This window comes from Rhizobium sp. FG113 (assembly GCF_057809895.1).
The window spans coordinates 99,315-124,465 of the sequence record NZ_JBMDKV010000015.1; the positions used below are offsets into that span (position 1 = coordinate 99,315).

Annotated in this window: 28 protein-coding genes; 7 read left to right on the forward strand and 21 right to left on the reverse strand. The window is 60.2% G+C overall.

The genetic code is table 11. The features are described 5' to 3' along the window. Positions 1-3 precede the first annotated feature (3 nt). From ACODTZ_RS26645 to ACODTZ_RS26670, 6 genes are all read right to left on the reverse strand, one after another. Entirely contained in the window at positions 4-1,263 is a 1,260-nt protein-coding gene (locus tag ACODTZ_RS26645) for a MotB family protein (protein ID WP_489029358.1), read from the reverse strand. After that, the gene (locus ACODTZ_RS26650; RefSeq protein ID WP_112979859.1) at positions 1,260-1,901 is read right to left on the reverse strand and encodes a hypothetical protein; all 642 of its coding nucleotides are present in this window, start codon (positions 1,899-1,901) and stop codon (positions 1,260-1,262) included. The genes ACODTZ_RS26645 and ACODTZ_RS26650 overlap by 4 nt, the downstream gene beginning before the upstream one ends. Positions 1,902-2,071: 170 nt before the next feature. Continuing rightward, positions 2,072-3,037, reverse strand: a complete 966-nt coding sequence (locus ACODTZ_RS26655) for a flagellin N-terminal helical domain-containing protein (RefSeq protein ID WP_181459214.1) — start codon at positions 3,035-3,037, stop codon at positions 2,072-2,074. Between the two features lie 288 nt (positions 3,038-3,325). Continuing rightward, positions 3,326-4,234 carry a flagellin N-terminal helical domain-containing protein gene (locus ACODTZ_RS26660; RefSeq protein WP_047507430.1) on the reverse strand — a complete coding sequence of 303 codons (909 nt, stop codon included), beginning with the start codon at positions 4,232-4,234 and terminating at the stop codon, positions 3,326-3,328. 257 nt (positions 4,235-4,491) lie between these two features. Next, complete coding sequence (locus ACODTZ_RS26665) at positions 4,492-5,382, reverse strand: flagellin N-terminal helical domain-containing protein (RefSeq protein ID WP_047507428.1); 891 nt, start codon at positions 5,380-5,382, stop codon at positions 4,492-4,494. A 279-nt stretch (positions 5,383-5,661) separates the two neighbouring features. After that, on the reverse strand, positions 5,662-6,549 hold the full coding sequence (locus tag ACODTZ_RS26670; protein ID WP_047507425.1) for a flagellin N-terminal helical domain-containing protein: 888 nt from the start codon (positions 6,547-6,549) through the stop codon (positions 5,662-5,664). A 379-nt stretch (positions 6,550-6,928) separates the two neighbouring features. Here ACODTZ_RS26670 and ACODTZ_RS26675 point away from each other — a divergent pair, with 379 nt between their 5' ends. Continuing rightward, positions 6,929-8,836, forward strand: a complete 1,908-nt coding sequence (locus tag ACODTZ_RS26675; RefSeq protein ID WP_489029362.1) for an O-linked N-acetylglucosamine transferase, SPINDLY family protein — start codon at positions 6,929-6,931, stop codon at positions 8,834-8,836. A 112-nt stretch (positions 8,837-8,948) separates the two neighbouring features. On the opposite strand, the gene fliP is transcribed toward ACODTZ_RS26675, so the two are convergent. The 13 genes from fliP to flgF form a co-directional block, all read right to left on the reverse strand. Then, positions 8,949-9,686 (reverse strand): flagellar type III secretion system pore protein FliP, encoded by a 738-nt coding sequence (fliP, locus tag ACODTZ_RS26680; RefSeq protein WP_047507422.1) that lies wholly within the window; start codon positions 9,684-9,686, stop codon positions 8,949-8,951. Continuing rightward, the gene (locus ACODTZ_RS26685) at positions 9,683-10,192 is read right to left on the reverse strand and encodes a flagellar basal body-associated FliL family protein (RefSeq protein WP_047507419.1); all 510 of its coding nucleotides are present in this window, start codon (positions 10,190-10,192) and stop codon (positions 9,683-9,685) included. The genes fliP and ACODTZ_RS26685 overlap by 4 nt, the downstream gene beginning before the upstream one ends. A gap of 11 nt (positions 10,193-10,203) precedes the next feature. Beyond that, positions 10,204-10,920: a flagellar basal body L-ring protein FlgH gene (flgH, locus tag ACODTZ_RS26690; RefSeq protein ID WP_047507417.1), complete on the reverse strand. Its 717-nt coding sequence runs from the start codon at positions 10,918-10,920 to the stop codon at positions 10,204-10,206. Next, a complete protein-coding gene (locus tag ACODTZ_RS26695) occupies positions 10,917-11,465 on the reverse strand; it encodes a MotE family protein (RefSeq protein ID WP_489029364.1) in 549 nt (182 codons plus the stop codon). Before ACODTZ_RS26695 ends, flgH begins: the two co-directional genes overlap by 4 nt. Continuing rightward, the gene (locus tag ACODTZ_RS26700) at positions 11,462-12,583 is read right to left on the reverse strand and encodes a flagellar basal body P-ring protein FlgI (protein ID WP_112979858.1); all 1,122 of its coding nucleotides are present in this window, start codon (positions 12,581-12,583) and stop codon (positions 11,462-11,464) included. The genes ACODTZ_RS26695 and ACODTZ_RS26700 overlap by 4 nt, the downstream gene beginning before the upstream one ends. Next, positions 12,580-13,065: a flagellar basal body P-ring formation chaperone FlgA gene (flgA, locus tag ACODTZ_RS26705; protein ID WP_489029366.1), complete on the reverse strand. Its 486-nt coding sequence runs from the start codon at positions 13,063-13,065 to the stop codon at positions 12,580-12,582. Before flgA ends, ACODTZ_RS26700 begins: the two co-directional genes overlap by 4 nt. A gap of 17 nt (positions 13,066-13,082) precedes the next feature. Then, positions 13,083-13,871 carry a flagellar basal-body rod protein FlgG gene (flgG, locus tag ACODTZ_RS26710; RefSeq protein WP_047507406.1) on the reverse strand — a complete coding sequence of 263 codons (789 nt, stop codon included), beginning with the start codon at positions 13,869-13,871 and terminating at the stop codon, positions 13,083-13,085. A 20-nt stretch (positions 13,872-13,891) separates the two neighbouring features. Continuing rightward, positions 13,892-14,218, reverse strand: a complete 327-nt coding sequence (fliE, locus tag ACODTZ_RS26715) for a flagellar hook-basal body complex protein FliE (RefSeq protein ID WP_047507403.1) — start codon at positions 14,216-14,218, stop codon at positions 13,892-13,894. Further along, positions 14,218-14,634 (reverse strand): flagellar basal body rod protein FlgC, encoded by a 417-nt coding sequence (gene flgC, locus ACODTZ_RS26720; RefSeq protein ID WP_047507401.1) that lies wholly within the window; start codon positions 14,632-14,634, stop codon positions 14,218-14,220. The genes fliE and flgC overlap by 1 nt, the downstream gene beginning before the upstream one ends. A gap of 4 nt (positions 14,635-14,638) precedes the next feature. Next, complete coding sequence (gene flgB, locus ACODTZ_RS26725; protein ID WP_047507399.1) at positions 14,639-15,031, reverse strand: flagellar basal body rod protein FlgB; 393 nt, start codon at positions 15,029-15,031, stop codon at positions 14,639-14,641. A gap of 169 nt (positions 15,032-15,200) precedes the next feature. Then, positions 15,201-15,746, reverse strand: coding sequence for a hypothetical protein (locus ACODTZ_RS26730; RefSeq protein ID WP_047507398.1), 546 nt, complete (start codon positions 15,744-15,746; stop codon positions 15,201-15,203). Positions 15,747-15,790: 44 nt separating this feature from the next. Beyond that, entirely contained in the window at positions 15,791-17,179 is a 1,389-nt protein-coding gene (fliI, locus tag ACODTZ_RS26735; RefSeq protein ID WP_489029370.1) for a flagellar protein export ATPase FliI, read from the reverse strand. Between the two features lie 16 nt (positions 17,180-17,195). Then, a complete protein-coding gene (gene flgF / locus ACODTZ_RS26740) occupies positions 17,196-17,930 on the reverse strand; it encodes a flagellar basal-body rod protein FlgF (RefSeq protein WP_047507394.1) in 735 nt (244 codons plus the stop codon). A 274-nt stretch (positions 17,931-18,204) separates the two neighbouring features. Here flgF and motA point away from each other — a divergent pair, with 274 nt between their 5' ends. The 6 genes from motA to ACODTZ_RS26770 all read left to right on the forward strand — a co-directional run bounded on the left by motA (position 18,205) and on the right by ACODTZ_RS26770 (position 23,374). Then, positions 18,205-19,077 (forward strand): flagellar motor stator protein MotA, encoded by an 873-nt coding sequence (gene motA / locus ACODTZ_RS26745; protein ID WP_018898423.1) that lies wholly within the window; start codon positions 18,205-18,207, stop codon positions 19,075-19,077. 6 nt (positions 19,078-19,083) lie between these two features. Then, positions 19,084-20,022 (forward strand): FliM/FliN family flagellar motor switch protein, encoded by a 939-nt coding sequence (locus tag ACODTZ_RS26750; RefSeq protein ID WP_047507392.1) that lies wholly within the window; start codon positions 19,084-19,086, stop codon positions 20,020-20,022. 62 nt (positions 20,023-20,084) lie between these two features. Then, positions 20,085-20,654: a flagellar motor switch protein FliN gene (gene fliN, locus ACODTZ_RS26755; RefSeq protein WP_047507388.1), complete on the forward strand. Its 570-nt coding sequence runs from the start codon at positions 20,085-20,087 to the stop codon at positions 20,652-20,654. Positions 20,655-20,683: 29 nt separating this feature from the next. Continuing rightward, complete coding sequence (gene fliG / locus ACODTZ_RS26760) at positions 20,684-21,724, forward strand: flagellar motor switch protein FliG (RefSeq protein ID WP_018898420.1); 1,041 nt, start codon at positions 20,684-20,686, stop codon at positions 21,722-21,724. Between the two features lie 125 nt (positions 21,725-21,849). Next, positions 21,850-22,929, forward strand: a complete 1,080-nt coding sequence (gene flhB / locus ACODTZ_RS26765) for a flagellar biosynthesis protein FlhB (protein WP_047507385.1) — start codon at positions 21,850-21,852, stop codon at positions 22,927-22,929. Between the two features lie 4 nt (positions 22,930-22,933). After that, complete coding sequence (locus ACODTZ_RS26770) at positions 22,934-23,374, forward strand: hypothetical protein (protein ID WP_047507383.1); 441 nt, start codon at positions 22,934-22,936, stop codon at positions 23,372-23,374. A 21-nt stretch (positions 23,375-23,395) separates the two neighbouring features. On the opposite strand, the gene visR is transcribed toward ACODTZ_RS26770, so the two are convergent. After that, a complete protein-coding gene (gene visR / locus ACODTZ_RS26775; protein WP_047507381.1) occupies positions 23,396-24,145 on the reverse strand; it encodes a transcriptional regulator VisR in 750 nt (249 codons plus the stop codon). A gap of 13 nt (positions 24,146-24,158) precedes the next feature. After that, positions 24,159-24,905 carry a transcriptional regulator VisN gene (gene visN, locus ACODTZ_RS26780; RefSeq protein WP_047507379.1) on the reverse strand — a complete coding sequence of 249 codons (747 nt, stop codon included), beginning with the start codon at positions 24,903-24,905 and terminating at the stop codon, positions 24,159-24,161. Positions 24,906-25,151: the final 246 nt, after the last annotated feature.

The window sequence follows — 25,151 nt, forward strand, 5'->3', positions numbered from 1 at the left end:
CGATTATCCCTGATCGGCCTGGAGAAGAATTTCGATACGACGGTTGGACGCGTTGAATGGATCTGCGGCGTCCTTCAGCTTGCGGTCGGCGAAGCCGGAGACCTGGGAGACGCGCTTCTCATCGAGCCCGCCGCGCACCATCATGTAATAGGCGGCCTGGGCGCGATCCATCGAAAGACGCCAGTTCTCGTTCTCGCCCTTGTACTGACGGCCGTCAGTATGCCCGCGGATGGCCACGACGCCGTTCTTCGCCTTCAGCACCTCACCGATCTTCTGCATTGCAAGGACCATCTCCCTGCGCGGCACGGCGGAGCCCACGTTGAACATGGAATCGTCGCTCTGGTCGGAGATGCTGACCAGGAGGCCACCTTCGGCCGGGGTTACCGTCAGACCTTCGGCCAGCTTGCCGGCGATGCCGCCGATCTGCTGGGCGATCTGCTGCTGAAGATCCTTGGCTTCCTGCTGCTGCTCGACGGCCTTTTGCTCAGCGGTCTGCGTGTCAGGCGCGATACCATCCTTGTCGGCGGTCTTGTCATTCGTCTTGTCGGTGGTCTTGTCCGCCGTTTCAGGGTTCGCGGCGTCAGCGGCCTTGGCTGCGGCCTGCTCAGCCTTTGCGTCTTCGGCCTTCGCGAGTTCGATCGCCTCCTTGGCCGGATCGTCCGGCTGCGTCTTGTCGGCGCGAGTCACCTCTATCTGCTTCGTCCAGAAGTCGGGATCGAAAGGATCGCGATAGGCTTCACCGCCATCGGCGCCGGTCGCGGGGCCGGAATCGGCCGCACCGCCCTCGCCCTTGGCGCTGACGTTGGCCTGCTGGCCCACTTCCTGGGCGATTTCGGCGAGAACCGAATAGGGGTTCTCGAAGAAGTCAGCTTCGGAATAGTTCTTCTGGTCGCCTGATGTCGAGGTCTGGTCCTCGCCGCTGGCGGCGGCGGCACCCTGGTTCGGCTGGTCCTCTTTTTCCTTCGACCTGTCGGCCTTTTCCTGCCCGTCGGCCTGGTCGACCGGCTTCTTCAAGCCCTTCTCGGTCGGCTTTTCGTCCGAGAGCTTGATCGGGTTGAAATAGGTGGCGACGGAGGCCTTGGTCTCTTCGTTGGCGGCATTGACCAGCCACATGACGAGGAAGAACGCCATCAGCGCGGTCATGAAGTCGGCATAGGCGATTTTCCAGGCGCCACCATGGGCACCATCGTGATCGCCACCACCATGTCGCTTGATGATGATGACCTCGTTCTTGCCGTGGTGATGATTTTCGCTGTCGCTCATTCCAGAACTTTCTTGACGCTCGCCGCCCAGGCAGACATGCGGGTTACGAGTACCGAGTCATCAAACTCGGCGATCAGGTCGATGTCGTCGTTTTCATGATGGCGCAGCAGGTCCGCCTTCTCGCCGAGTTCGTTCTTCAATATATTGAAGAGCGTTTCCGGGCCCTTGACCGTGATCGTGCCGGTCTCGCCTTCCAGAACGGCATCGCGGAGCTGCGCGGCCAGTTCGACGGCAGCCTTTTCGGCGAGCGCTTCGGTCAGGACGGGAGCCAACGTGCGTGCGACCGTGGCGCTCACAAGATCGGCGACCTCGGTGGAGATTGCCTTGATCCGCGAGGAAACAAGCTCGGCGATCTCGGTCTCGTACTTGTTGCGAAGCTCTTCGATCTCGCGCTGGTGAACGAGCGCAACGGTCTGCGCTTCAGCCTCGAATTTCTCGGTCAGCTCGGCGGTCGCCTTGGCCTCGCCCATGGCGTTGGCATCACGGCGCTCCGCCTCGATATCGACCACCGGCTCGGGGGCGATGTCGTCGAAACCACCGAAACCGCCCAAATCGTCGGAAAACGGTGTTTCGACCACGGATGGGGCGACGACGGCTGGTTCGCCAAAGTCTTTCAGACGAGACAGCAGCGCGCTCACTCAACCCACCTCGTATCAGCAGAAGCCTGCGCCATGCCGCGCCTCACATTGCACCAAACAAATATTTCGCGCGGTTTTTCACCACGCCCGTTGTCCCTGACCCTAGGAGGCCAAACTTGTGCGAAGATGAAGGGCGCCGCCGCGGGGCGGCGCGCAACCGTGGCCCGCAATCACTGCAGCAGCACGAGAACCTTGCTGGCGGCGGTATTGAGGATGGAAACCGCCTGCACGCCCATCTTCTGCTGGGTCTCCAGAGCCTTCTGGCGCACGGACGCCTCGTCCATGTCCGTATCGACAAGCGCACCGACATTCTTCTCGATGATATCGGCCATGTTGGCGGTGTAGTCGATGCGGTCGTTGATACGCGCGCTCATCGTGCCGAGGCCGGCCGCGGTCGTGGTCAGCGTCGAGAGAAGATTGTCGACAACAGCCATCATGTCATCGACCTGCTCGGTCGTGGTGTTGTTGTCGAGCTTGATCTCGTCGCCATCGGCGCCGGTGACCGATCCGGCACTGAGCAGATAGTAGTTGCGTGGGGCGGTCGAACCCGTGTCGTTCAAGGTGCTTGCGTCGACAGTCTTGGTCAGCAGGCCGCGATTGGCGTTGCTGGTGTCGATCATGACGGTCTGGTCAGCCGGGAAGGTGATGTTCTGCGGCTGATATTCGCCGGTCGGCGCCCGGGTGAAGCCGCCAATGACCGAGCGCGAGGTGGTCAGCGTCGCATCCTGGTTGAACAGCCAGTTTTCGCCGGCGATGCTCGTCGACTGAACCGTCGTCTGCATCTGCTGCTTGAGCTGCTCGATCGTCGTGTTGAGCTTTTCCTTGTCGACGCCGTCTTCCTTGGCGCTGACAAGCGTTGCGCGAATGCTGGTCAGCTGATCGATCAGGCTATCCATCGCGGTATAGGCGGTATCGACCTTCGAGGCACCAACGCCGAGCGCATCGTGGATGTTGGTCATGGAGCTGCCATCGGAGCGCAGAACGCTCGCAAAGGACCAGTAGGTCGCGTCATCCGCCGCCGTTTCCACGCGCATGCCCGATGATACCTGCTGCTGGGTGGTCGCTGCTTCCTTGTTGATGATCCGCAATGCGGCGAGAGCGTTTACCTGGGCGGAGCTGGTGATTCGATAGGTCATTTTTGGAGCTCTATGGTAGAGGAGAGGATAGACCGGACCGCCGGCAGCGACAGGCGTGGCTTCATGCCGCCAACCGGATTTTTCCGATCGGCTCGTCGCTAAACAAATCAATTCTTAAGAGAAGTTAACCAAGGCCTACAGCCAGCGCAAGTAGCCGACAAACGGTCTCGCAAGCCTCGCGCAACCTTGATTCTCTTTTCAAAAACAAAGAGAAAGCCGCGTCTTGCGAGACGGCTTTCAAGGCTTTCACGATTGTCTTCAGGGCGTTTGGAACGCCGGCTGACCAGCTTAGTTCTGGAACAGCGTAAGGACGTTCTGGGCGCTCGAATTGGCGATCGACAGCGACTGGATCGCCAGCTGCTGCTGGGTCTGGAGCGCCGTCAGCCTGCTCGATTCCTCTTCCATGTCGGCATCGACGAGACGGCCAACGCCTGAGTCGATCGAGTCGCTGAGATTGGAAACGAAGCTGTCCTGAAGGTCGATGCGGGTCGAGATCGAGCCCAGCTGCGATGCCGCCTTGGTAAGCGCGCTGAGGCCGGTCTCGACGTTGCCGAGCGTGGTGTTCAGATCTTCAACGCTGAGCTGCGAGATGTCCATGTTGTAGATGGAGCCGTAGGTACCGAACTCAGAGCCGATGACGCCGGTGGTGGTGTCGATCTCGCCGGTTGCCTGCATGCCGAAGAGGACGTTGCCATCGGGATTGTCATCGAGATTGTAGTCGGTTGTCTGAACCGAAACCTCGCCATTGGCGCCGCGAACGAAGGACGACACGACACTCTTCGTGCCGCTGCCGGCGACCCAGTTCTCGCCCGAGAAGGAGGCGGACTGCGCGACGCTCAACAGCTGCTGCTGGAGCTGGCCGATCTCATCCTGGATCTTCGTCTTGTCGACGCCGTTTTCGGTGGCGGCGACAACCTTGGCCTTGATCTCGCTGACGATGTTGATGGCATTGTCCATCGCCGCATAGGCGGTGTCGACCTTCGCCGCACCCAGACCGAGCGCGTCGGAAACGGCCGAGAGAGCCTTGTTGTCCGAGCGCATCGTTGTCGCGATCGACCAGTATGCGGCGTTGTCCTTGGCTTCGGCAACACGGTATCCGGAAGACACATTGCCCTGTGTCGTCTCGAGATTGGTGTTGATGCCGCGGAGTGTCTGAAGCGCGGCCATGGCCGCAACGTTGGTCAAAATGCTCGTCATGAAAAGAGCGCCCCTTGTTGGCAAACTTTTAAAAAGGGACATCCCGGTCTACCGCCGGGAACGGTTCATCAGCCTCATGCCTGCTAACCGCTTCTTAAGCTTGGTTAACATACCGTTTAATGATGGCCACAAGACATGAGTTTGGTTAACAAAAAGTTAACGGCAATAAAAAAGCCGCGCTCCGGAGAGCGCGGCTTTCGAAAACCACCCGCCGAAGCGGCGGCGTATTCCTTTGCTGGCGCCTGGCGCCGGCGATCTTAGCGGAACAGCGAGAGGATGTTCTGCGAAGAGGAGTTGGCGATCGACAGCGACTGAACAGCGAGCTGCTGCTGGGTCTGGAGTGCCGAAAGCTTGCTGGACTCTTCTTCCATGTCCGCATCGACCAGACGGCCAACGCCGGAGTCGATCGAGTCGGAGAGCTTCGAAACGAAGTCCGTCTGCAGGTCGATACCCTTCTGCAGCGAGCCGAGCTTGGAGCCGAGCGAGGTCATGCTCTTCAGAGCGCTTTCCGCGTCGGTGATCAGTTCATCGATCGCACCCTTGGTGTCGGTCGAGGTGATCGAGAACTCGGAGATCGAGTCGGTGATGAGCGTGCCGGAGCCCGGGCGATCCAGGATGCCGGTCTGGTCGTCGCTGAAGAGCAGATCGTCGGCCAGAGCGGAGTAGCCCGAGGTGCTGACGCTGACGCCGCCTGCAGTACGGATGAAGGAGGAGACGACCGACATGGTCTGGCCAACAGAGCTGGAAACCCAGTTTTCGCCGTTGAACGAAGCCGAAGCCGAGATGCTCTTCAGCTGCTGCTGAAGCTGCTTGATTTCGTCGTTGATCTTGCCCTTGTCGACGCCGTCTTCGGTCGCGGCAACGAGCTTGGCCTTGATTTCGGATACAACGTCGATCGAGCTCTGAACGGCGGTGTAGGCCGTGTCGACCTTGGCGGCGCCCATGCCCAGTGCGTCGGAAACGGCCGAAAGGGCGCCGTTGTCGGACTTCATGGTCGTTGCGATAGACCAGTAAGCAGCGTTGTCAGCTGCCTTGCCGACGCGGAGACCAGACGACACAGCGCTCTGGGTGTCCGAGAGGTTGTTGTTCACGCTACGCAGCGTCTGAAGAGCTGCCATTGCGGAATTGTTCGTGAGAATGCTGGTCATTTTAAAAAGCCCCTTTTTCGGCAATTTTTCATACGAAGGGACATTCCGGACTATTACCGGAAACGGCGGTCAGCGTCATGCCTGTTGACCGTGCATTTGCTGATCAACTCACCGTTTCGATGAGCCCATATGACGGCAACATGGTTAAGAAACACTAAACCCGGCGGGAAGAAATTTAAGAAATACCCGAGACTTAGCCGAAGCTAACGTACCGCAATAAAAAATGCGGCCGGGAAAGCCCGGCCGCACTGAATTTCAGATGTCTTGCGTTTTCCGCTATTAACGGAAGAGCGAGAGGATGTTCTGCGAAGAGGAGTTCGCGATCGACAGCGACTGGATCGCCAGCTGCTGCTGGGTCTGCAGTGCCGAAAGCTTGCTGGACTCTTCTTCCATGTCCGCATCGACCAGACGGCCAACGCCGGAGTCGATCGAATCGGAGAGCTTCGAAACGAAGTCGCTCTGCAGGTCGATACCCTTCTGCAGCGAACCGAGCTTGGAGCCGAGCGAGGTCATGCCCTTGAGAGCGGTTTCCGCGTCGGTGATCAGGCTGTCGATGTCGCCCTTGGTGTTGGAAGAGCTGATCGAGAATTCAGAGATCGACGCGCTGACCGTGCCGCTGCCGTCACGATCGAGAATGCCGGTGCCGCCAGCGAACAGCAGATCGTCTGCCGACGAGGTGTAGCCGGCCGTCGAGACGCTGACGCCGCCTGCGGTGCGGATGAAGGACGAAACGACCGACATGGTCTTGCCAGCGGCCGAGCTGGAAACCCAGTTTTCGCCGTTGAACGAAGCCGAAGCCGAGATGCTCGTCAGCTGCTGCTGGAGCTGCTTGATTTCGTCGTTGATCTTGCCCTTGTCGACGCCGTCTTCAGTCGCGGCAACGAGCTTGGCCTTGATTTCGGTTACGACGTCGATCGAGCTCTGAACGGCGGTGTAAGCCGTGTCGATCTTTGCCGCACCCATGCCCAGCGCGTCGGAAACGGCCGAAAGAGCGCCGTTGTCGGACTTCATGGTCGTTGCGATCGACCAGTAAGCAGCGTTGTCAGAAGCCTTGCCAACGCGCAGACCCGACGACACAGCGCTCTGGGTGTCAGAAAGGTTGTTGTTGACGTTACGCAGCGTCTGAAGAGCCGCCATTGCGGAGTTGTTGGTGTTAATGCTTGTCATGGATCCGTCCCCGAAATTCGATACCAATGGAGGACATTACCGGACTTATGTACCGGCAATGACGGTTCGGCTTCATGCCACTTGGTCATTCTGCATTGGGACCAAACCCGTCATGTCGAGGATGACTTTCGCAGCAAAACCTTGCGGACTAATTAATGGCACTCCGCCATTTTCCGAACGAATACAAATGGTTAACTAGTCGTTAAAGCAGAACTTAAACAGCTTAACGGCATTTTCGGGGTTACTCGTCCCCCTGTCGCTTCCTGCCTCAGGCAAGGTTCACGTGTCATTCTGGGCCATAATGGCCTCATTGGGTCCGCGGCAAACCGGCCGGCGGCACCTGGTGTTTGCCGCGTAAAGAACTGAACGAGGTTTGAACGTGAATCGTGTGGTTTCGTTTTCCGCAGCATCAAAAGACTATCAGAGCGGGCGCTATACCAAGTCGCTGGAAACGCTGAATGCGTTGCTCGAAACACAGCAGGATGCGAAGACCTACGCCCTTTTGGCCCGCACTCTGTTGCAGCTGGGAATGAAAGCCGATGCGGCAATGGCCTTCGCGGTGGCCGGCGAGAAGGCTGGACAAAGCGGATCGGAATTTTCCCGCAAGGCAGCACTGCTCTATTTCGAGGTCGGCAATCACGACGAGGCAATCAGACTTGGCCTGCGGCATATGCTGAACCAGAGCCTCGATGCGGAGCTCGCCTATGCGCTGGCCTCGATCTACAAGAAGCGCGGCCAGGAAGAGTTGCTCAGCCCCTTCGTCAAGGTGCTCGCGGAAAGCAGCAACAGTGACCACACGCTGCTTGCCATCCGGTTGCTCAAGAACGACCCGAGCGACGAAACGCAGGCGCTGCTGATCCGCAACCTGTTCAAGCGCTTCCCGAAGCTGGTGCCGTTGCGTTTCCTCTATCTGATGTTCGCCAGACATGTCAGCGATCTGACGAGTATCAAGCTGCACAAGCAGATCATCGACGAGTTGATCGCCAATGGCCAGACCGCGTTCCTGCACCATGAGAGCGAATTCTATAATCTTCAGTGGTGTGGCGACGAAGCGCTCAATCGCATGACGTCGAGCATGAACAACGCCGTGACGGCCGAGCAGACCACCGCACGACGCACACGACCGCATCAGTGGGCGGACAAGATCCGCGTCGGCTACCTCTCCAACGACCTCTTCGAGCAGCACGCGACCATGAAGCTGATGGGCCGTGTTCTGGAGCTGCACGACAGGGACCGATTCGACATCACGCTCTATTGCCATTCGCGCGCCTCGAACCTGGAGCACAATACGTTCGACCGAAGCCTTTGGGGCCGGGTTGTCGAGGTGGGCGATCTATCCGACGCGGCGATGGCCGAACGGATGCGGGCCGACGGGATCGATATTCTGGTCGATCTAAAGGGCCCGACATTCGAGACGCGCTATCACGTTTTGAACAAGGGGCCCGCCCCGATCCAGATTTCCTGGCTCGGCTTTCCGGGCAGCGCCACGAACACGGATGTCGACTATATCATCGGCGACCGGTTCGTTCTGCCGGAGTCCTCGCGCCCGCATTATCATGAGAAATTCATCCGGCTGCCGGACACCTACCAGCCGAACGACCCCTTCCACCGGCCGACACCCGGCTTCGTGGACCGCGGCGAATTCGGCCTGCCCGACGACAAGTTCGTCTTCGCCTCGTTCAATGCCAGCCGCAAGATCACGCCGGAAACGGTTGACGTCTGGTGCAACGTGCTTCGCCGGGCGCCGAACAGCGTGCTTTGGATGATGGCGGTCTCGAAGCAGACGGAAGCCAATCTTCGCGAATATTTCAAAAGCCGCGGAATTCCAGCCAAGCGTCTCGTCTTCTGCGGCCACGCGGATTATCGCAGCCATATCGACAGGCAGCAGGCGGCCGATCTCGCGCTCGACACCTGGCCGTACAACGGCCACACCACGACGTCGGAGCAGCTCTGGGGCGGCTTGCCCGTTCTGACGTTGAAGGGCACCAACTTCGCCTCGCGCGTGACCGAGAGCCTGCTGAACGCGATCGGGCTGCCCGAACTGGTGGCCGATGATGCACAGGGCTATGAGGACATGGCTGTCGCGCTCTACGAGAACCCCGAGCGGATCGCCGAATTCAAGCAGACGATCGACGACAACAGGATGATCAAACCGCTGTTCGACGCGGAACGTTTCTGCCGGCACCTCGAGACAGCCTACGAGATGGCAGTCGAGCGCGCCAAGCAGGGGCTGGAGCCAGACCACCTGGACGTACCCGCCCTGCCCGCCAGAACCACACCGTTCTGACACAGCTTGCGACGGGTTCGCGATCTTTTAAAACATCAAAACAAAAGGCCGGCGATCTGATCGCCGGCCTTTTGTTTTGAAAGCTTGGACGGTGTCGTCCGCGTGCAGTGCCTCAGTTGAAGGATCGGACCAGGCTGCCGACGAGCAGGTTCCAGCCGTCGATCAGGACGAAGAAGAGTATCTTGAACGGCAGGGAGATCGATGTCGGCGGCAGCATCATCATACCCATGGCCATGGTGATGGTGGCGACGATCAGGTCGATGACGAGGAAGGGAAGGACGACGAGGAAACCGATTTCGAAGCCGCGCCGAATTTCCGAAATCATGAAGGCGGGAACGAGCACGCGGTAGTCGATCGTGGCGCCGGTATCGACCGTCTGGCCGCGCTCACGGGCGAGATCGACGAAGAGCGCCAGATCCTTGTCGCGGGTGTTGCGCGTCATGAAGGTGCGGAAGGGCTCGGCGATCCGCTCCACCGCCTGTTGCTCATTGATCTGGTTCGACAGGAGCGGCTGAACGCCATCTCGCCATGCCTGATCGAAGGTCGGCTGCATGACGTAGAAGGTCATGAACAGCGACAGCGACAAGAGGATCATGTTCGAGGGGGTGGAGGCGAGGCCGAGGCCGGTGCGCAGGATGGAGAAAGCAATGACGAAGCGCGGAAAGCTCGTCACCATGATCAGGATGCCGGGCGCGACCGACAGAACCGTCAAAAGACCGAAAGTGCGGATGATCCATGCCGCAACCGAACCGTCCACCGGCAGGTTGAGCAGGTTCGACGGGAGCTGCTGCGCATGCGCCAGCTCCGGGACCGCCATCATGGCAGCCAAGATCACTAGGAATCGAATCATTCGATGACGAAGGTCCTGAACATGACTTTCGATACGCGTCCCTGCGCCCGAAGGTCAACACGCTCCTGGATGTCATCCCTAAGATATTCGAAGCCGCGCGGGCCCTCGATCTGCTGCAGCGAAACAGTCCGGATATAGGCCATGATATCCTGGTGGATATCTTCGGCGAGCTTCACATCCGGCGGGCCGGAGAACAGCAGCGCCACTTCGAGACGCACCCAGTTCTCGGAGGGATAGGCGAGGTTCGAGGTGATCGGCTCGAGCTGGACAACGTTGTTGGCTTCCGTCGAGATCTTCTGGAGCCCGGTCTCGCCAGCCTTTGCCTGTTCGGCCGCCGCAGCGGGCTGTTCGGCCTCCTGCGCGGATTTCACGCTGGGCGCGATCATGCCGCCGACGACCCAGCCACCGCCGCCGCCAAGGAGTGTCAGGACGGCGAGGCCGATGATCGTCATCATCATCGCCGACTTCTTCTTCGGCTGGCCCTCGGTGCCTTCTGCGTCTGCCATTGTGCCGGACCTTAGAGTGGCGAGAGGATATCGACGGCCTGCTGGCCGCGCGGGGGCTGCTGCACTTCCATCAGACGGCCGCGGCCACCATAGGAAATGCGCGCTTCGGCGATCCTGTCGTAGGAGATTTCGTTGTCGGCGGTCACGTCCTGCGGACGCACGATACCGGCGACGTTCAAGATGCGCAGTTCCTGGTTCAGGCGCACTTCCTGCGAGCCGCTGACGACAAGGTTGCCGTTTTCGAGGATGCCGGTGACGACGGCCGCGACCATCAGGTTCAGCTTGTCGGTGCGCTCGATCTTGCCCTTGCCATCCGTGCTCGTGTCGGAGCCATAGGTGACGTCGGTTTTCGACGACGGGTTCCAGCCGAGGATGTTGGCCTGCGCGTCCCAATTCAGCCCGCTGCTGTTCTCGCGACTGCGCTTGCTGTTGTTTTCGAACGAGCCCTTGTCGTTGATCGAGATGTTGACCGTCAGGATGTCGCCGACGTTGAGTGCGCGAGCATCCTTGAACAGAGCGGCCTTGGAATCACTCCAGAGCGAATAGCCCTGGGCGACCTGGCGCGGCTGCTTCGGATACATCGACATCTGCTGCGTCTGGCCATAGGCAAGACCGCTGCCGATCGGGCTCATGGCGGGCGCACGGCCGATCTCGTTGATCGCCTGCGGGGATTGGCAGCCGGCCAGAATGGCTACAGCGGCAATCGCGACCGGGAAACGCTTGTTCATGAGGGGTCCTTCGACGTATTGGGATCGGACGCGCTGGCGATGATATTGGCGATAACCGCAGCTTTCTGCGGATCCATCTCGTTCAGGATCAGGCTCGACTGCGTGGCGTTCAGCCGCATGATCACGGCGGCCGCCACTTCGACCTTCACTTCCTGAAGCTGCAGCGCCGCGGCGTCCGGCTTCATCTTCTTGTAGATATCGGTCAGCCCGGCCTCGGCCTGCTTCAGGAAGTCGTTACGACGCTTCAGCCAGTCCTGATACTCGTCGCGGCGCTTCGTCATTTCGGCCATGCGGCTATCGACGTCTGCCCGGAGCTTGTCGAGTTCCTGCTTCTGTAAAAGATATCGCTGTTCGCGGGCGGGTTCGGCGATGTTGCTGCAGAACTGCTTGATTTCTTCCTCGGAGGTAAGCTCGCCACCTGCCGAGGTGCGCGCTTCCTGCGCGAAGGCGCCGGGAATGGTCAGCATGACGACGGCAGCCGTAGGCAGGACCAGGCGTTTCGCCAGCTCCGAAACCGTCATGTTCGCGAAAGAGATCTTCGTCATTGCAGGACAAGCTCCGCTTGCAGCGCACCGGCTGATTTGATGCCCTGCAGAATGGCGATGATGCCATCCGGCTTGACGCCGATGTTGTTAAGGCCGGCCACGAGGGTCTTCAGGTCAGGCCCGTCGATGAGAGCGACATTGCCGCCCGTTTGCTGAGCCGTGATATCCGTCTGCGGCTGGACGGCGGTGACGCCGCGCGAGAAGGGCTCGGGCTGAATGACCTGAGGCGTTTCGCTGACCTGAACTGTGAGCGTGCCATAGCTGACGGCGACCGGTGAGACGCGGACATCCGCGCCGATGACGATCGTGCCCGTCCGCTCGTTGATGACGACCTTGGCGGGCGTATCGGTCTCGACAGCCAGATTTTCGATATCCGCCATCAGACGCGTAAGATCCGCTTCCCTTGGCTTCTGGACGATCACTTCCTGCGCGTCCTTCGCCTCGGCGACGGGGCCGCCAAAGCGGCCGCGCGCGTAGCCGTTGACCACGTCGGCGATGCGAACAGCGGTGGAGAAATCCGGATTGCGCAGCTGCAGGACGAGGTTGATCGAATCCTTGAAGCGCGACGGAAGCTCTCGCTCGATGATGGCGCCGCTCGGCACGCGACCGGAAGTCGTGACGCCTTCGGTCACGGTCGCGGCCTGGCCCTGCGCGGTGAAGCCGGAGACGACAACCGAGCCCTGGGCGACGGCGTAGATCTGGCCATCGGCGCCCGACAAAGAGGTCATGATCAGCGTTCCGCCGCGCAGCGATGTGGCGTCACCCAGCGAGCTGACGTTGACGTCGAGCCGGCTGCCGGGGCTTGCAAAGGGCGGCAGGTTGGCGGTGACCATGACGGCCGCGGTGTTCTTGGCGTTCGACTGGCCACCCTGCGTGGAGATGCCGAGGTTCTGCAGCATCGCGCGCATCGACTGTTCGGTGAAGGGCGATGAACGGAAGCCGTCGCCGGTCCCCTGGAGACCGACGATAAGGCCGTAGCCGATCAGCTGGTTGTCACGGCCTGATTGCAGCGACGCAATATCCTTGATGCGCGAGCTCATCGCCGATGCCGGCGTGACAGCCAGGACGTTCGGCGCAAGCATTGCAAGTGCGATGAAAAGACGAAATAGGATCTTCATTTTGCAGCCACGTGTATGGTGCCGTTCGCGAGCACGGTGCCGCTAACGATCACGCCGGAGTCCATGTTGCGCACACGGATCATCTGGCCGGTCATGCCATCTTCAAGCGGAGAGCCGGCGGCCGAGATTGCCATGGCGCCGACCGTGAAGATCAGCCTGGTCGAGGAGCCGCGCGTGACCGTATAGGGCTCGCGCAGGGCCGAGATCGAAATCGACTGGCCGGGAAGCAACGTTCGCTTGGAAATCATGCCATCCACCTGGCCGATGGACTTGGCGTAATCGCCCTGCAGATTGGGGTTGGTGACTTCGACTTCCTGCAGCTGGGCACTGGAGATCGTTTCGCCGGGATAGATGATGGTGGTCGGAATGACCGCGTAACCCATGTCGGCGGCGGCAAAAGCCATCGGCGCCGCAAGGGTCATGGCCGCAACCAGTGCGGCTTTCGCCCATCCACGAAGATGTTCTACCCGGCAAAACGTCATGTTTCGGCCCTTCCCTGTTACTTCAGGTTCTTGCTGACGATGGAGGCCATTTCGTCGGCGGTGGTGATGACTTTGGAGTTCATTTCGTAAGCGCGCTGTGCCGAGATCAGCTCGGTGATTTCCTTCACCGGGTCGACGTTGGACGATTCCAGGTAGCTCTGCTTCAGATAGCCGTAGCCCGGATCGTCGGGTGTGCCGACGACGGGCTGGCCGGAAGCCGGCGTTTCCTGGAAGAGGTTGTCGCCGAGCGGCTTCAGACCGGCTTCGTTGACAAAGTCGGCGATCTGCAGCTGTCCGAGAGTCGTGGGCACTGTCTGGCCCGGCAGCATTGCCGTCACTTCGCCGGAGCGGCTGATGGTAAGCTGCGTCGAACCTACGGGAATGGTGATGTTCGGCGCGACCGTGTAGCCGTCGACGGTGACGATCTGGCCGGTCTCGTTCTTGTTGAACGCGCCGGCACGGGTGTAGAGCGTCGTGCCGTCTGGCGCCTGGATCTGGAAGAAGCCACGGCCGATCAGGGCGACGTCGAGGTCGTTGCCGGTCTGGGCAAGTTCGCCCTGGATGTGCAGGTTGCGGACAGCGGACGTCTGGACACCGAGACCGATATTCGCGCCCTCGGGCACGATCGCCTGGTTGGCGCGGTTCGAAACGCCCTGCGCGCGTTCGGTCTGGTAGAGCAGATCCGTAAACTCGGCGCGGGCGCGCTTGAAGCCTGTGGTGTTGATGTTCGCGATGTTGTTCGCGATGACCTCAAGATTGGTCTGCTGGGCATCCATGCCCGTTGCTGCAATGGCAAGCGCTCTCATGGCTCAATCCTTAAAATCAACTACATCTGCATCTTGGTTACTTCGAGGAAGGCCGAAACGACCTTGTCTCGAATGGCAATCGCGGTCTGAAGGGTCTGCTGCGCCTGCATCACGGCATCGACGACTTCACGCGTCGTCGCGGTGCCCTTGATGCCTTCGAAGGACATGTTTTCAGCGCCCTTGATCGAATTGACAGCGTTGGTGGCCGCATTACCGAGGACAGATGCGAAGCTGGCGTCGTTGGTGGCGCTTTGGGCGGACGACGAGGCCTGGGATTTGCCGAGATCGACGCCGCTCAGATCACGCGTTACCGACAGGGAGCTGAGGCTGTTTATGCTGTTAATCATTATTGGCTCTTCAGAAGGTCGATTGTCGATGAAACGAGATCGCGGGTTTGCTTGATGACCTGCAGGTTGGCGTCGTAGGAGCGGTTGGCCTCGCGCATGTCGGCCATCTCGACCAGCATGTTGACGTTCGGAAGCTTGACCACGCCCTTGGCGTCCGCAGCAGGATTGTTGGGATCGAATTCGGTGCTGAACTTTGATTCATCGACGCCCAGCTTCTTGACGTTGACCGTCGTTACGCCCGTTGCGCGATCCATGGCTTCGCCGAAGGTTATGGTCTTGCGGCGGTAAGGATCAGCGCCTGGGGTATCCCCCGTGGAGCGAGAGTTTGCGATGTTTTCCGAGACGATGCGAAGACGCGTCGACTGCGCCTCAAGGCCGGAGGCTGCGATTTTGGAAGCGGCTGACAAAGGATCCATGTTTTTAGCTCTTCACCGTCATAAGCATCAATCGGTTGAATGACCCCACGAGCGAGGTGTTCAGCTCATATTGGCGCTTGATTTCGCCAGCCTTGGAGAGCTCCTCGGCGAGACCGACCGTGTTGCCCGATTCCTGCACGCCCATTTCCTCGTCAAGCGCAGCATCCTTAACGTCGATGTCGTTCTTGGTGCTGAGATCGTTGCCGCTCAGATGTGCGGCGTTGGTCCGCGCCATCGCCACGTCCGAATTGTCGAGAACAGCCTGAAAAGGCGTGATGTCCTTGGCGCGATACTTTGGCGTGTTGGCGTTCGCGATGTTGCCGGCAACGACTTCCTGACGAATCGACAGCCATTCCGCCTGCCGCGAGGCCAAGTCGAACAGTTGAATCGGTTGCATGGAACTCTCCTTTTTACTGCCCCGAACCTAGGTCGGTAATCTTGCGTCAGACTTACGGAGAATGCGTTCTTGCTTCATAAGGGCGAGCTGGGATCGGCAGAGACGAAAAAGGCTCCCCCGCTGGGCGGAGGAGCCTTGAAAAGCCGATGCTGGCCCGACGTCCACGACGTCAGTAAACTTCACCCCTGGACGTGATGATCACCCATTTTCCGTCGCGCTGCTCGAGCGTCGCAAGACGGCTCTCATCCGGCAGGATCGAGCCGACGCGAACGACATACATGCCCGATGTATCCTCGATCAGCGCACGGCCGTTGGCGACATGCAGCAGGCGGAAGGCCGACTTGCCGGGGAACGGCTGATCTTCGGCGGGGGCGCCCTTGTTGTCTTCCTTGCCGATGGAGGAGACCGTTGCCGTCGTCAGCGGGTCGACCGGGACCTCGGGCTTTACTTCCGGCGGGTTCCTGTTGGCCATCGCCAGCGGTGAAACGCTGAAGACATTGCGCGCCGGCCAGTTCGGCAGGTCGCGCGTGCGGTCGCCTTCGGCGACATTGAGACCGAACTTGTTCTCGTTGAAGAACACGTACCACGGAAAGATCGCGGATGCGCCGGCGAGCAGCAGACCCGCGACCGTGAGAACGCGATCGTTGAACGTCGACCTGCGACGGCCCTGCGGCTTCAGCGGCGGAATCTTTTCGTCATCGTCGAAATCGGTCACATCTAGTCTTTCTATCTTCAAGCGTCGGCTATCTTCTAATTCGGCTATCTGCGTACCGGCTGGTTGCCGATGCCGGCGGCCGCCTTCAGGGCTCCGGCCAGGTCGGCGAAGGAATCCGGGGATGGCTGATCGCCGGGGGATTGCTTCAATACGTCGTAAATGACGGGCACCTGCTTGACCGCCATGTCGAGATCCGGATCGGCGCCCTGCCGGTAGCCGCCGATCAGGCGAAGATCGCGGGTTTCCTCGTAGCGGTGAACGAGGGCCTTGAGGCGCGAGACGAGCTTCTCCTGATCCGGCGTCCAGGCCTTGCGGGCCAGACGCGAGATCGATGCGAGCGGATCGATCGGCGGATAGCGGCCCTCGTCGGCCAGGCTGCGTTGGAGAACGAGGTGGCCGTCGAGAATGCCGCGGGTGGAGTCGGCGATCGGATCGTTGTGATTGTCGCCATCGACGAGGATCGAAATGATGGCGGTGATGGTGCCGGTGCCTTCCGGGCCGGGGCCGGCGCGCTCGAGCAAGCGCGGCAGTTCGGTGAAGACGGAGGCCGGATAGCCGCGCGCGATCGGCGGCTCGCCGGAAGCGGTCGCGACTTCGCGGATCGCGTGGGCGAAGCGCGTGACGCTATCGACGATCAGCAGCACGTTGTCGCCCTGGTCGCGGAAATGCTCGGCGATGGTGATCGCCGTCAGCGGCGCCATCTTGCGCAGCATCGGGCTTTCGTCGCTGGTCGCAACCACGACGACCGATTTCTGCATGTCGGCGCCGAGCGTATCCTCGATGAATTCGCGCACTTCGCGGCCACGTTCGCCAACGAGCGCAATCACGACCTTGTCGAAGGCGTCGGCGCGGGCAAGCATGGAGAGCAGGGTCGACTTGCCGACGCCCGAGCCGGCGAAAATGCCAAGACGCTGGCCGAGACACAGCGGAGAGAAGATGTCGATCGCGCGCACGCCGGTCTTGAAGCCCTTCTCGACACGCTGGCGTGTCATCGAGGGCGGCGCCGTGTTGGAGATAGAGCGGCGCTTCAGTCCCTCGACAACGGGGCCCTTGCCGTCGATCGGCTCGCAGAGCGAGCTGATGGTCCGGCCGCACCAGCTGTCAGACGGCGCGATGCGGAAGGCGCCCTTGCGGATGACGGTATCGTGAACACCGATCGGCTCGCCTGGCTCGATGGGGCAGACATAGGCAAGATCCGGCTCGACGCGCACGACTTCACCGAGATGCACGCCCGTCGCCGACTTGTGGGCGACGAACTCTCCCAGACGCAGATGACGCGACAGGCCCGTGACCGTGTAGTGACCGGTCGCGATGGTCTGCACATGGCCGCCGGGGGCGATCATGAAATCGGGATTGGCGTAGCGTGCGGAGAGCGCTTCGAGATGGATCAGCTTCTTGGAAAGCGCCGCCTCGGTCAGCTGTTCATTGCCCATGGATCAAACCTTCCGCTTAGCGGCTACCGCCCAGCGTCTTGATGGCTTCGCCGAAGGAGGATTCGCTGTCCTTGGTGAGCGAGGTCATGCTTTCGAAAGCACGGTTGACCTCAATCAGCTGAGTGATTTCGCGCATCGCGTTGACGTTCGAATTTTCGAGATAGCCCTGCTGGACGCCGACATTGAAGCGGTCGACAACGGCGGTCGGCGTCTGGGTGGTCATGATGCCGCTGTTCTCATAGCGGAGATAACCCTTGGAGATATCCGCCTCGAAGAGGCCCAGCGCGGCGACCTGCCGGTTGTTCTGGTAGATCATGCCGTCGGCGCCGACCTTCGGCTCGCCAGCGGTTCTGTCGAGCATGATCGGCCCGCCGCCGGTGTCGAGCACCGGATATCCGCGCACAGAGACCAGCTCACCGTTATCGGTCAGCGTGAAGCGGCCATCCTTGGTCAGAACCCGGCCGGCTGGCGTGTCGAGCGAGAACCAGGCATCGCCCTTGATCGCGAAATCGAGCATGTTGCCGGTGTGGTTCATTTCACCATTGTCGGCGGACAGGTAGTCGTTGCCTTGCGAAACATAGGCGATCTTCGCGTTGAGCTTGTTGTCGGTATCGCCAATCAGCTGGTTGAACTTGACCTCGGTGCCGCGGAAGCCGGTCGTGTTCACGTTCGCCAGGTTGTCCGCGATCGTGTCGAGGCGACGCATAAGTGCCATCTGCGACGACAGCGAAACATAAAGACCGGATTGCATCTGGGTAGGCTCCTGGCATTGGCGATGAACGTTACGAAACCAGGGCGTTTGCAGTGTGTTCGACCCCGATCCCGCTGAGGCGGCATCTCAGACATGGGCATGGTGGCCCATTCGTCACCAATAGATTGTCAGCAAATCCTTGCGCGAAGCTGGCATCTGGAATGCTTGGCAAAAAGCTTGCCGGAAAGCTTAATCGTCAAGGCAAGGATCAGCCTCACGCAAGCCAGCGCTCCTATCCCTTCGGTTGAAAATAACGATCAGGTTTGGACTGGCGATGAATATCATTATCGGATTTGTGATTGTCTGCGGCTGTATCGTCGGCAGCTTCATGGCCATGGGCGGTCACATCGACGCGCTCTGGCAGCCCTTCGAGCTCGTCATCATCGGCGGCGCCGGCATCGGCAGCTTCATCATGGCCAACCCGATGAAGGTCGTGAAAGACTCGGGCAAGGCGCTTGGGGAAGCATTCAAGCATTCGGTTCCGAAGGAGCGCAACTACCTCGACACGCTCGGCGTTCTCTATTCGCTGATGCGCGACCTGCGCACGAAGTCGCGCAACGAGATCGAAGCTCACATCGACAATCCGGCCGAATCGTCGATCTTCCAGTCCGCGCCGACCATCCTGAAGAACAAGGAAATCACGGCGTTCATCTGTGACTACGTTCGCCTCATCATCATCGGCAACGCACGCAGCCACGAGATCGAAGCGCTGATGGACGAAGAGATCAACACGATCCTTCACGACAAGATGAAGCCTTACCACGCCATCCAGACGATGGGCGACGCCTTCCCGGCAATCGGTATCGTCGCGGCCGTTCTCGGCGTCATCAAGGCCATGGCGCACATCAACGATTCGCCTGAAGTTCTCGGTCACCTGATCGGCTCGGCGCTCGTCGGTACCTTCCTCGGCATTCTGCTTTCCTACTGCGTATGCTCGCCGATCACCTCGCAGATCAAGATCGTGCGCTCCAAGCAGCACCGCCTCTACGTCATCGTCAAGCAGACGCTGCTTGCCTACATGAACGGCTCGGTTCCGCAGGTTGCTCTCGAATACGGCCGCAAGACGATCTCGGCCTACGAGCGTCCTTCGATCGACGCCGTCGAGCAGGAAATGATGAACCCCGGTGGCGAGAACAAGGCGGCCTAAACGGACATGAACGCTCAACTCCAGAAACCATTGATGGACGACGCGCTGCTCGCGAAGCTGACAGGCCGGCTGGGCGACAAGGCGACGGTGGAAAAGCTCTGCGCCGCCTTCGGCGACGTCTACCGGGTGTTTCTCCCCGATGTCATCAAGAGCGAGACCGACCTCGACGTGCAGGTCAACTATCTCGGCTGCCACGCCGGCTACAAGCACGACCTGGTCGCCGATCTCGGAGAGAGCGTAACGCTGGTCGACGGATCGCTTCGCAACTGGTCGCCCGACTTCACGCTGTCCTGCGGCAACGGTTTCGTCATCACGCTGATGGAGCATCTGCTCGGCGCATCACCCGAGACTGTCGAGCAGCCGGCGGACCGCCTGCTCTCGATCATCGAGCTGGAACTGGCCGTCACGGTGTTCGAAAAGATCGCCAACGTGCTGCGCTCGGCCGTCAACGCGCCAGGCGGGTTCGAGCCCAGCCTCGAGCTGCCGCACGCCGCCGAGACGCGGCCAAAGGCGCCGGACGACAAGCCGGATGAATTCGCAGCCGCGATCAACATGTCGATCACGCTGTCAGGCATCACATCGGAATTCTCGCTGATCGTTCCCCAGGCTGCGCTCTTGAAGACGACCGTTGTCGTGCCGCGCGCCAAGAACGCATCGGCCAATTCGTCGGAATGGACGGAGCAGATGAGCGAGCAGGTCCGCCGCTCGCAGGTGACGCTGGAAGCAAAAGTCCGCCTTCAGGAGCTGACGCTGCGCACGATCTCCAAGCTTGCGGCCGGCGACGTCATTCCCTTCCTCGACAGCGGTGACGTCCGCGTCGATGTCAGTGCCAACAGCAAAGAGCTCTATGTGTGCGAGTTGGGGCGCTCGGGCGAGAATTATACCGTCCGGGTGAAGGATACGATCAACTCGGATGACGACCTCATCCGCTACTTAATGAATTAACCGATTTCGGCCCCTGCCCCTCAAGGCAGGTTGAGGCAAGTTTCAACTGGAATAGTGATTTCATGGCGACGAAAAAAACAAAGAGCACCGATCTCGAGCAACCAGGCAACGAAGCCGAGCTTGATCAGGCTATCGATGACCTGCGTGGCGTTCTGAAAACCGACGCGGACGGCGGCATGCCCGATTTCGGCGGCGGCGATCTCGACGCGTTTGGCGGCGGCACCGATCTGTCGGCCTTTGGTGGCGATCTGGAGACCGGCACCGACACCGACTTTGGTGGCGGCGATTTCGGAGGCTCCTCTGACTTCGGCGGCGTTTCCGATTTTGGCGACAGCTCGGCGACCCCTGGCGTCGCAGCCCCGCTCGGCAGCGCGATGCAGTCGAACATGGATCTGATCATGGACATCCCGATCGATGTTCAGATCATGCTCGGCAGCAGCCGCATGCAGGTCTCCGGCCTGATGAACCTGAACGAAGGCGCCACGATCGCGCTGGACAAGAAGATCGGCGAGCCGGTCGAAATCATGGTGAATGGCCGCAAGATCGCGCGCGGCGAGATCACCGTTCTCGAAAATGACGACACACGTTTTGGCGTAAAACTGATAGAAGTTTTAGGTACTAAGAAAGCCTGATCCCGCTGTAGGGACGGAGAGGTTAGACCATGATGGACTTTGACGATTTCGGCGGCGCTCTTGCCGAGAAACCGTTGACCCAGGCTGAGAAAGCAGCGGCCGTTCTCCTCGCGATGGGGAAAGGGGTTGCTGGCAGACTGTTGAAGTATTTCACGCAGGCCGAACTGCAGACGATTATCGGATCCGCGCAGGCTCTGCGCGCGATCCCGCCGGATGAGCTGCTCGGCCTTGTGGCCGAGTTCGAGGATCTGTTCACCGAAGGTGCAGGTCTGATGGACAACGCCAAGGCGATCGAAAGCATCCTCGAAGAAGGGCTGACGCCCGACGAAGTCGACAGCCTGCTTGGCCGCCGGACGGCGTTCCAAGCCTATGAAACCTCGATCTGGGACCGGCTGGGCGAAGGCGATCCCGCCTTCATCGGCAAGTTCCTGCTGCGCGAACACCCGCAGACGGTCGCCTACATCCTTTCCATGATGCCCTCTTCCTTCGGCGCCAAGGTGCTGATGCAGATCCCCGACGGCCGCCGCGCCGACATCATGAACCGCACCGTCAACCTGAAGTCCGTGAGCCCGAAGGCAGCGCAGATCATCGAAAAGCAGGTCATGACGCTGCTCGCCGAGATCGACGCCGAGAAGAATTCGATCGGCTCGACGAAGGTTGCCGAACTGATGAACGAGATGGACAAGCCGCAGGTCGATACCCTGCTCACGTCGCTCGAATCGATCAGCCGCGAATCGGTCAACAAGGTTCGTCCGAAGATCTTCCTGTTCGAAGACCTGATGATCATGCCGCAGCGCAGCCGCGTCATGCTGCTGAACGACATTTCCGCGGATATCCTGACCATGGCGCTGCGTGGCTCCTCTTCGGAGATGAAGGAAGCCGTTCTCGCCTCGATCAGCCCGCGTCAGCGCCGCATGATCGAATCCGACCTGCAGAGCGGCACGACGGGCATCAACCCGCGCGAGATCGCGATCGCCCGCCGCGCCATTGCACAGGAAGCGATTCGTTTGGCCAATTCCGGCCAGATCCAGCTCAAGGAAGGCGAAGCCGAAGGTGCGGCCGCCGCCTAAGCCGCTGTTACTGTGTACAGATAGGCCCGAGACGAACGCCGCGATTGATCGCGGCACCCACGGGGACTACAAAAGCAAGGGTCGCGCGCTGGCGCGGCCTTTTCTTTTGAGTAGGAGTCGCGACCGTGGCGGACGACGACAAGGACAGTAAAACAGAAGCGCCTACCGCGAAAAAGCAAAGCGACGCGGCTGAGAAAGGCAATACCCCCTTCTCGCGCGAACTGCCCCTCTTCGCCACGGTTCTCGCCACTTACATCTATCTGATCTTCTTCTTGCCGAACGGGCTCAGCGCCGTCGGGGCTTCGCTGAAGGATATTTTCGAGCAGCCGGACCAGTGGAAGATCGATACCGGCCCTGATGTCCTGTCGCTCTTCGTCCACCTCGGCTGGGTCTGTGCGCAGCTGCTCGCGCCAGCGATGATTCTCTTCATGGTGTTCGGCGTTGCCGCTTCGATCGGCCAGAACCTGCCGGTGCCAATTCTCGAGCGGATCAGGCCGCAATGGTCGCGCATATCGCCGGCCAAGGGCTGGTCGCGACTCTTCAGCCTGCAGGGCCTCATCGAGTTCGGCAAATCGCTGACGAAGATCGTCATCGTCGGCGTTGTCATGGTGCTCATGCTACGCAGCGACTACTTCGCGTCGATCGATGCGATATTTTCCGACCCGACGACGATCTTCACCCGCATGATGTCTGCCATGCAGAAGATCACGCTGGTGGTTTTGATCGCGACCGCGCTGGTGGCGATCGTCGACTTCTTCTGGACGCGCTATCACTGGTTCACCGAGCTGAAGATGTCGCGCCACGAAATCAAGGAAGAAAACAAGCAATCGCAGGGCGACCCATTCGTGAAGGGCCGCCAGCGCGCATTGATGCGCGACCGCGCAAGACGCCGCATGATCGCGAACGTGCCGCGCGCCACCATGGTCATCGCCAACCCGACCCACTTTGCCGTTGCGCTGCGCTATGTGCGCGAGGAAAACGACGCGCCGATCGTCGTTGCCAAGGGCCAGGACCTAATTGCGTTAAAAATCAGAGAGATCGCCGAGACGAACGGAATACCGGTTTTCGAAGATCCGCCGCTTGCGCGCTCCATGTTTGCGCAAGTCTCGGTGGATAGTGTCATCCCGTCAGTATTCTACAAGGCCGTCGCGGAACTCATTCATCGGGTGTACGCGGCGCAGGCCAAGAACAACCGGGTAAGATAAACGAATGAAAAAATGCCCCTACTCTGCCCAGCGCGAGAAGATTCTTGCCGAAGCAATCAGCCCGGTCGCCACCGAATTGCGGCTGCTGGACGCTTCGGACCTGATTTCGATCCTGCGATTTGAGTATTACGGCAATCTTTCAGACCTCGTTTCCTCGGCAGCCGAGATGTTCTTTCATCCCGGCACGGTCAATTTCGGCCATGGCGGCAGCTATACGCTGGAATGGGGCGGCAAGCCCGAGGTTGTCATCGACCTGGAGATCAAGCCGCGCGGCGTGACCGTCTACGCGCAGCTGACGCTCGCCGCCGAGCATGCCGGCATCGAGATCAACCACATCGCTTTCGAGAACCCTTCGGCGAATCCGCACGAAAACACGGCGTTTCTCGAGCACAGCCTCAACCAGGCGCGCTACAATGTGCCGCCGCTTCAGGCGCTCGCGAGCTAACTATTCCGCAGAAAGCATGTCTCAGCTGATGTAGCCGAGCCGGATTGCCTTGGCGATCGCCTGGATGCGGTTGACCGAATCCAGCTTGATCGTCGCCGAGCCGAGATAGGCGTTGACGGTGTGCACCGACAGGCCCAGCTTGTCGGCGATTTCTTCGCTGATGCGACCATCGCCGGCGAGCTGCAGGCAGGCGATCTCGCGTTCGCTGAGCGCTTCGGCGGCGGCGACGCGACGCTCGTCGAGCGACAGCAGGTCGATCATCACCTGGCAGGCGCGGCCGTGCAGCTCGACGACCATCTCGTTCGGTGGATCGAGATCATCGCCGGTGAAGACGACGAAGCCGTTGCCGATCGCGCCGAGGCGAACGGGGAAAGCAAGGCCGGAGAACGGCACGAGGCCATCTGGAAGGCGCACGACGAATGGCGCCATGCCGATGGCGCCAGGGAAGCTGCGATCATGGCTGCCGGCCCAGGCGAGCGGCAAGAGCGACTTCTCGACGTGCTCGATCAGCGCGTCGCCATAGGCATCGACAAAGTTCTTGTGCAGTGAGGCATTGGCCGAACCCCAGTTCTCCAGCTCGCAGATCAGGCGCTGCTTGGCCGGGAGGCCGGAGCCCGACATGCGGTAGACCGCGAAGTTCTGCGCGTCGGCGAGCTTCTGCATGGCGACGAGGCGCGGGAAAAGATCGGATCGGCTGCTGACCCTGTTGGCGCGCGTGGAGCGCGAGATGGTGTCGGAGCTGCTGATCGACCGGCCCGATGCATATGCCATGAGCGCGCCCTCCTTACACCAGGTTGTTTCTGACCGCGAAAGCGATGGCTTCGGAACGGGTCTTCGTCGCCGTCTTGCGCATGACGCTGGTAATGTAGTTGTTGATCGTGTTTCGCGAGATGCCGAGGATCATCGCGATTTCGTCGCTGGTCTTGCCTTCGGCGATCCAGAAGAGACACTCGAGCTCGCGATCGGTCAGTTCGAAGTCGCGATCGGACTTGGTACCGCTGTACTGTAGCAGGCTGGTGTAATAGGCCGTGAGAAGGCCGACATCCCTGAGGCGCTCCTGCGAGAGGATGAAGCCATCGTCGAACAGGAACATCAGCGCCAGGCGCGAGCGCCCGATATTGAACATCAGCGAACAATATTGGCGGCTTGCACCATCGGGAACGTCAGCTGTGTCAGGCAAGACGGCGAAATGCGGCTGGAAGAGCTGCATGCACTTCTCAAGCTCGGTGGCGCGACCGAAACCGCCCACGAACGCCTCTGCGAGATTGGTGACGAGATCGAATGGCCAATCGGACGAGACCACGAAATCGAGGCCGGCTTCCTGCAGCAAATCAGCGCGCGCCAGGAGATAGTGCGAAGCCCCCACGTAATCGGTCAGGATGCGCAACCCCGGCTGCAACCTTCCCGTGCCCGCTATCTCACACAGCTGGGCAATGAGTTCCGAGCGCGATGACAGGTTGGTCGCAGCAATCCCGACGAAGTTCCCTGTCCTCGTTTCGCTCTTGAGAGCTTGCAATATCTGCATGTCCATTGGCAATTCCTGAGGCTGAGAACCTATCACGAAAAAAGCTTGATCACGTCTGTCAGCAAAGAAATGCACCTTCCCCGCGAATCATCCAAGGTTACGTCAATGAAAGCAAATCACCATCTCCGAGTTCTGGGGATTTACTTTTGTCGCGAACTGTGCGGCGATTCGCACAAGGAATTCATCTCTTAGAAGTTATAGTAAGCTAAGATGATTCGAGGCCATATGGCAATACGATTCGCGTCAAACGCG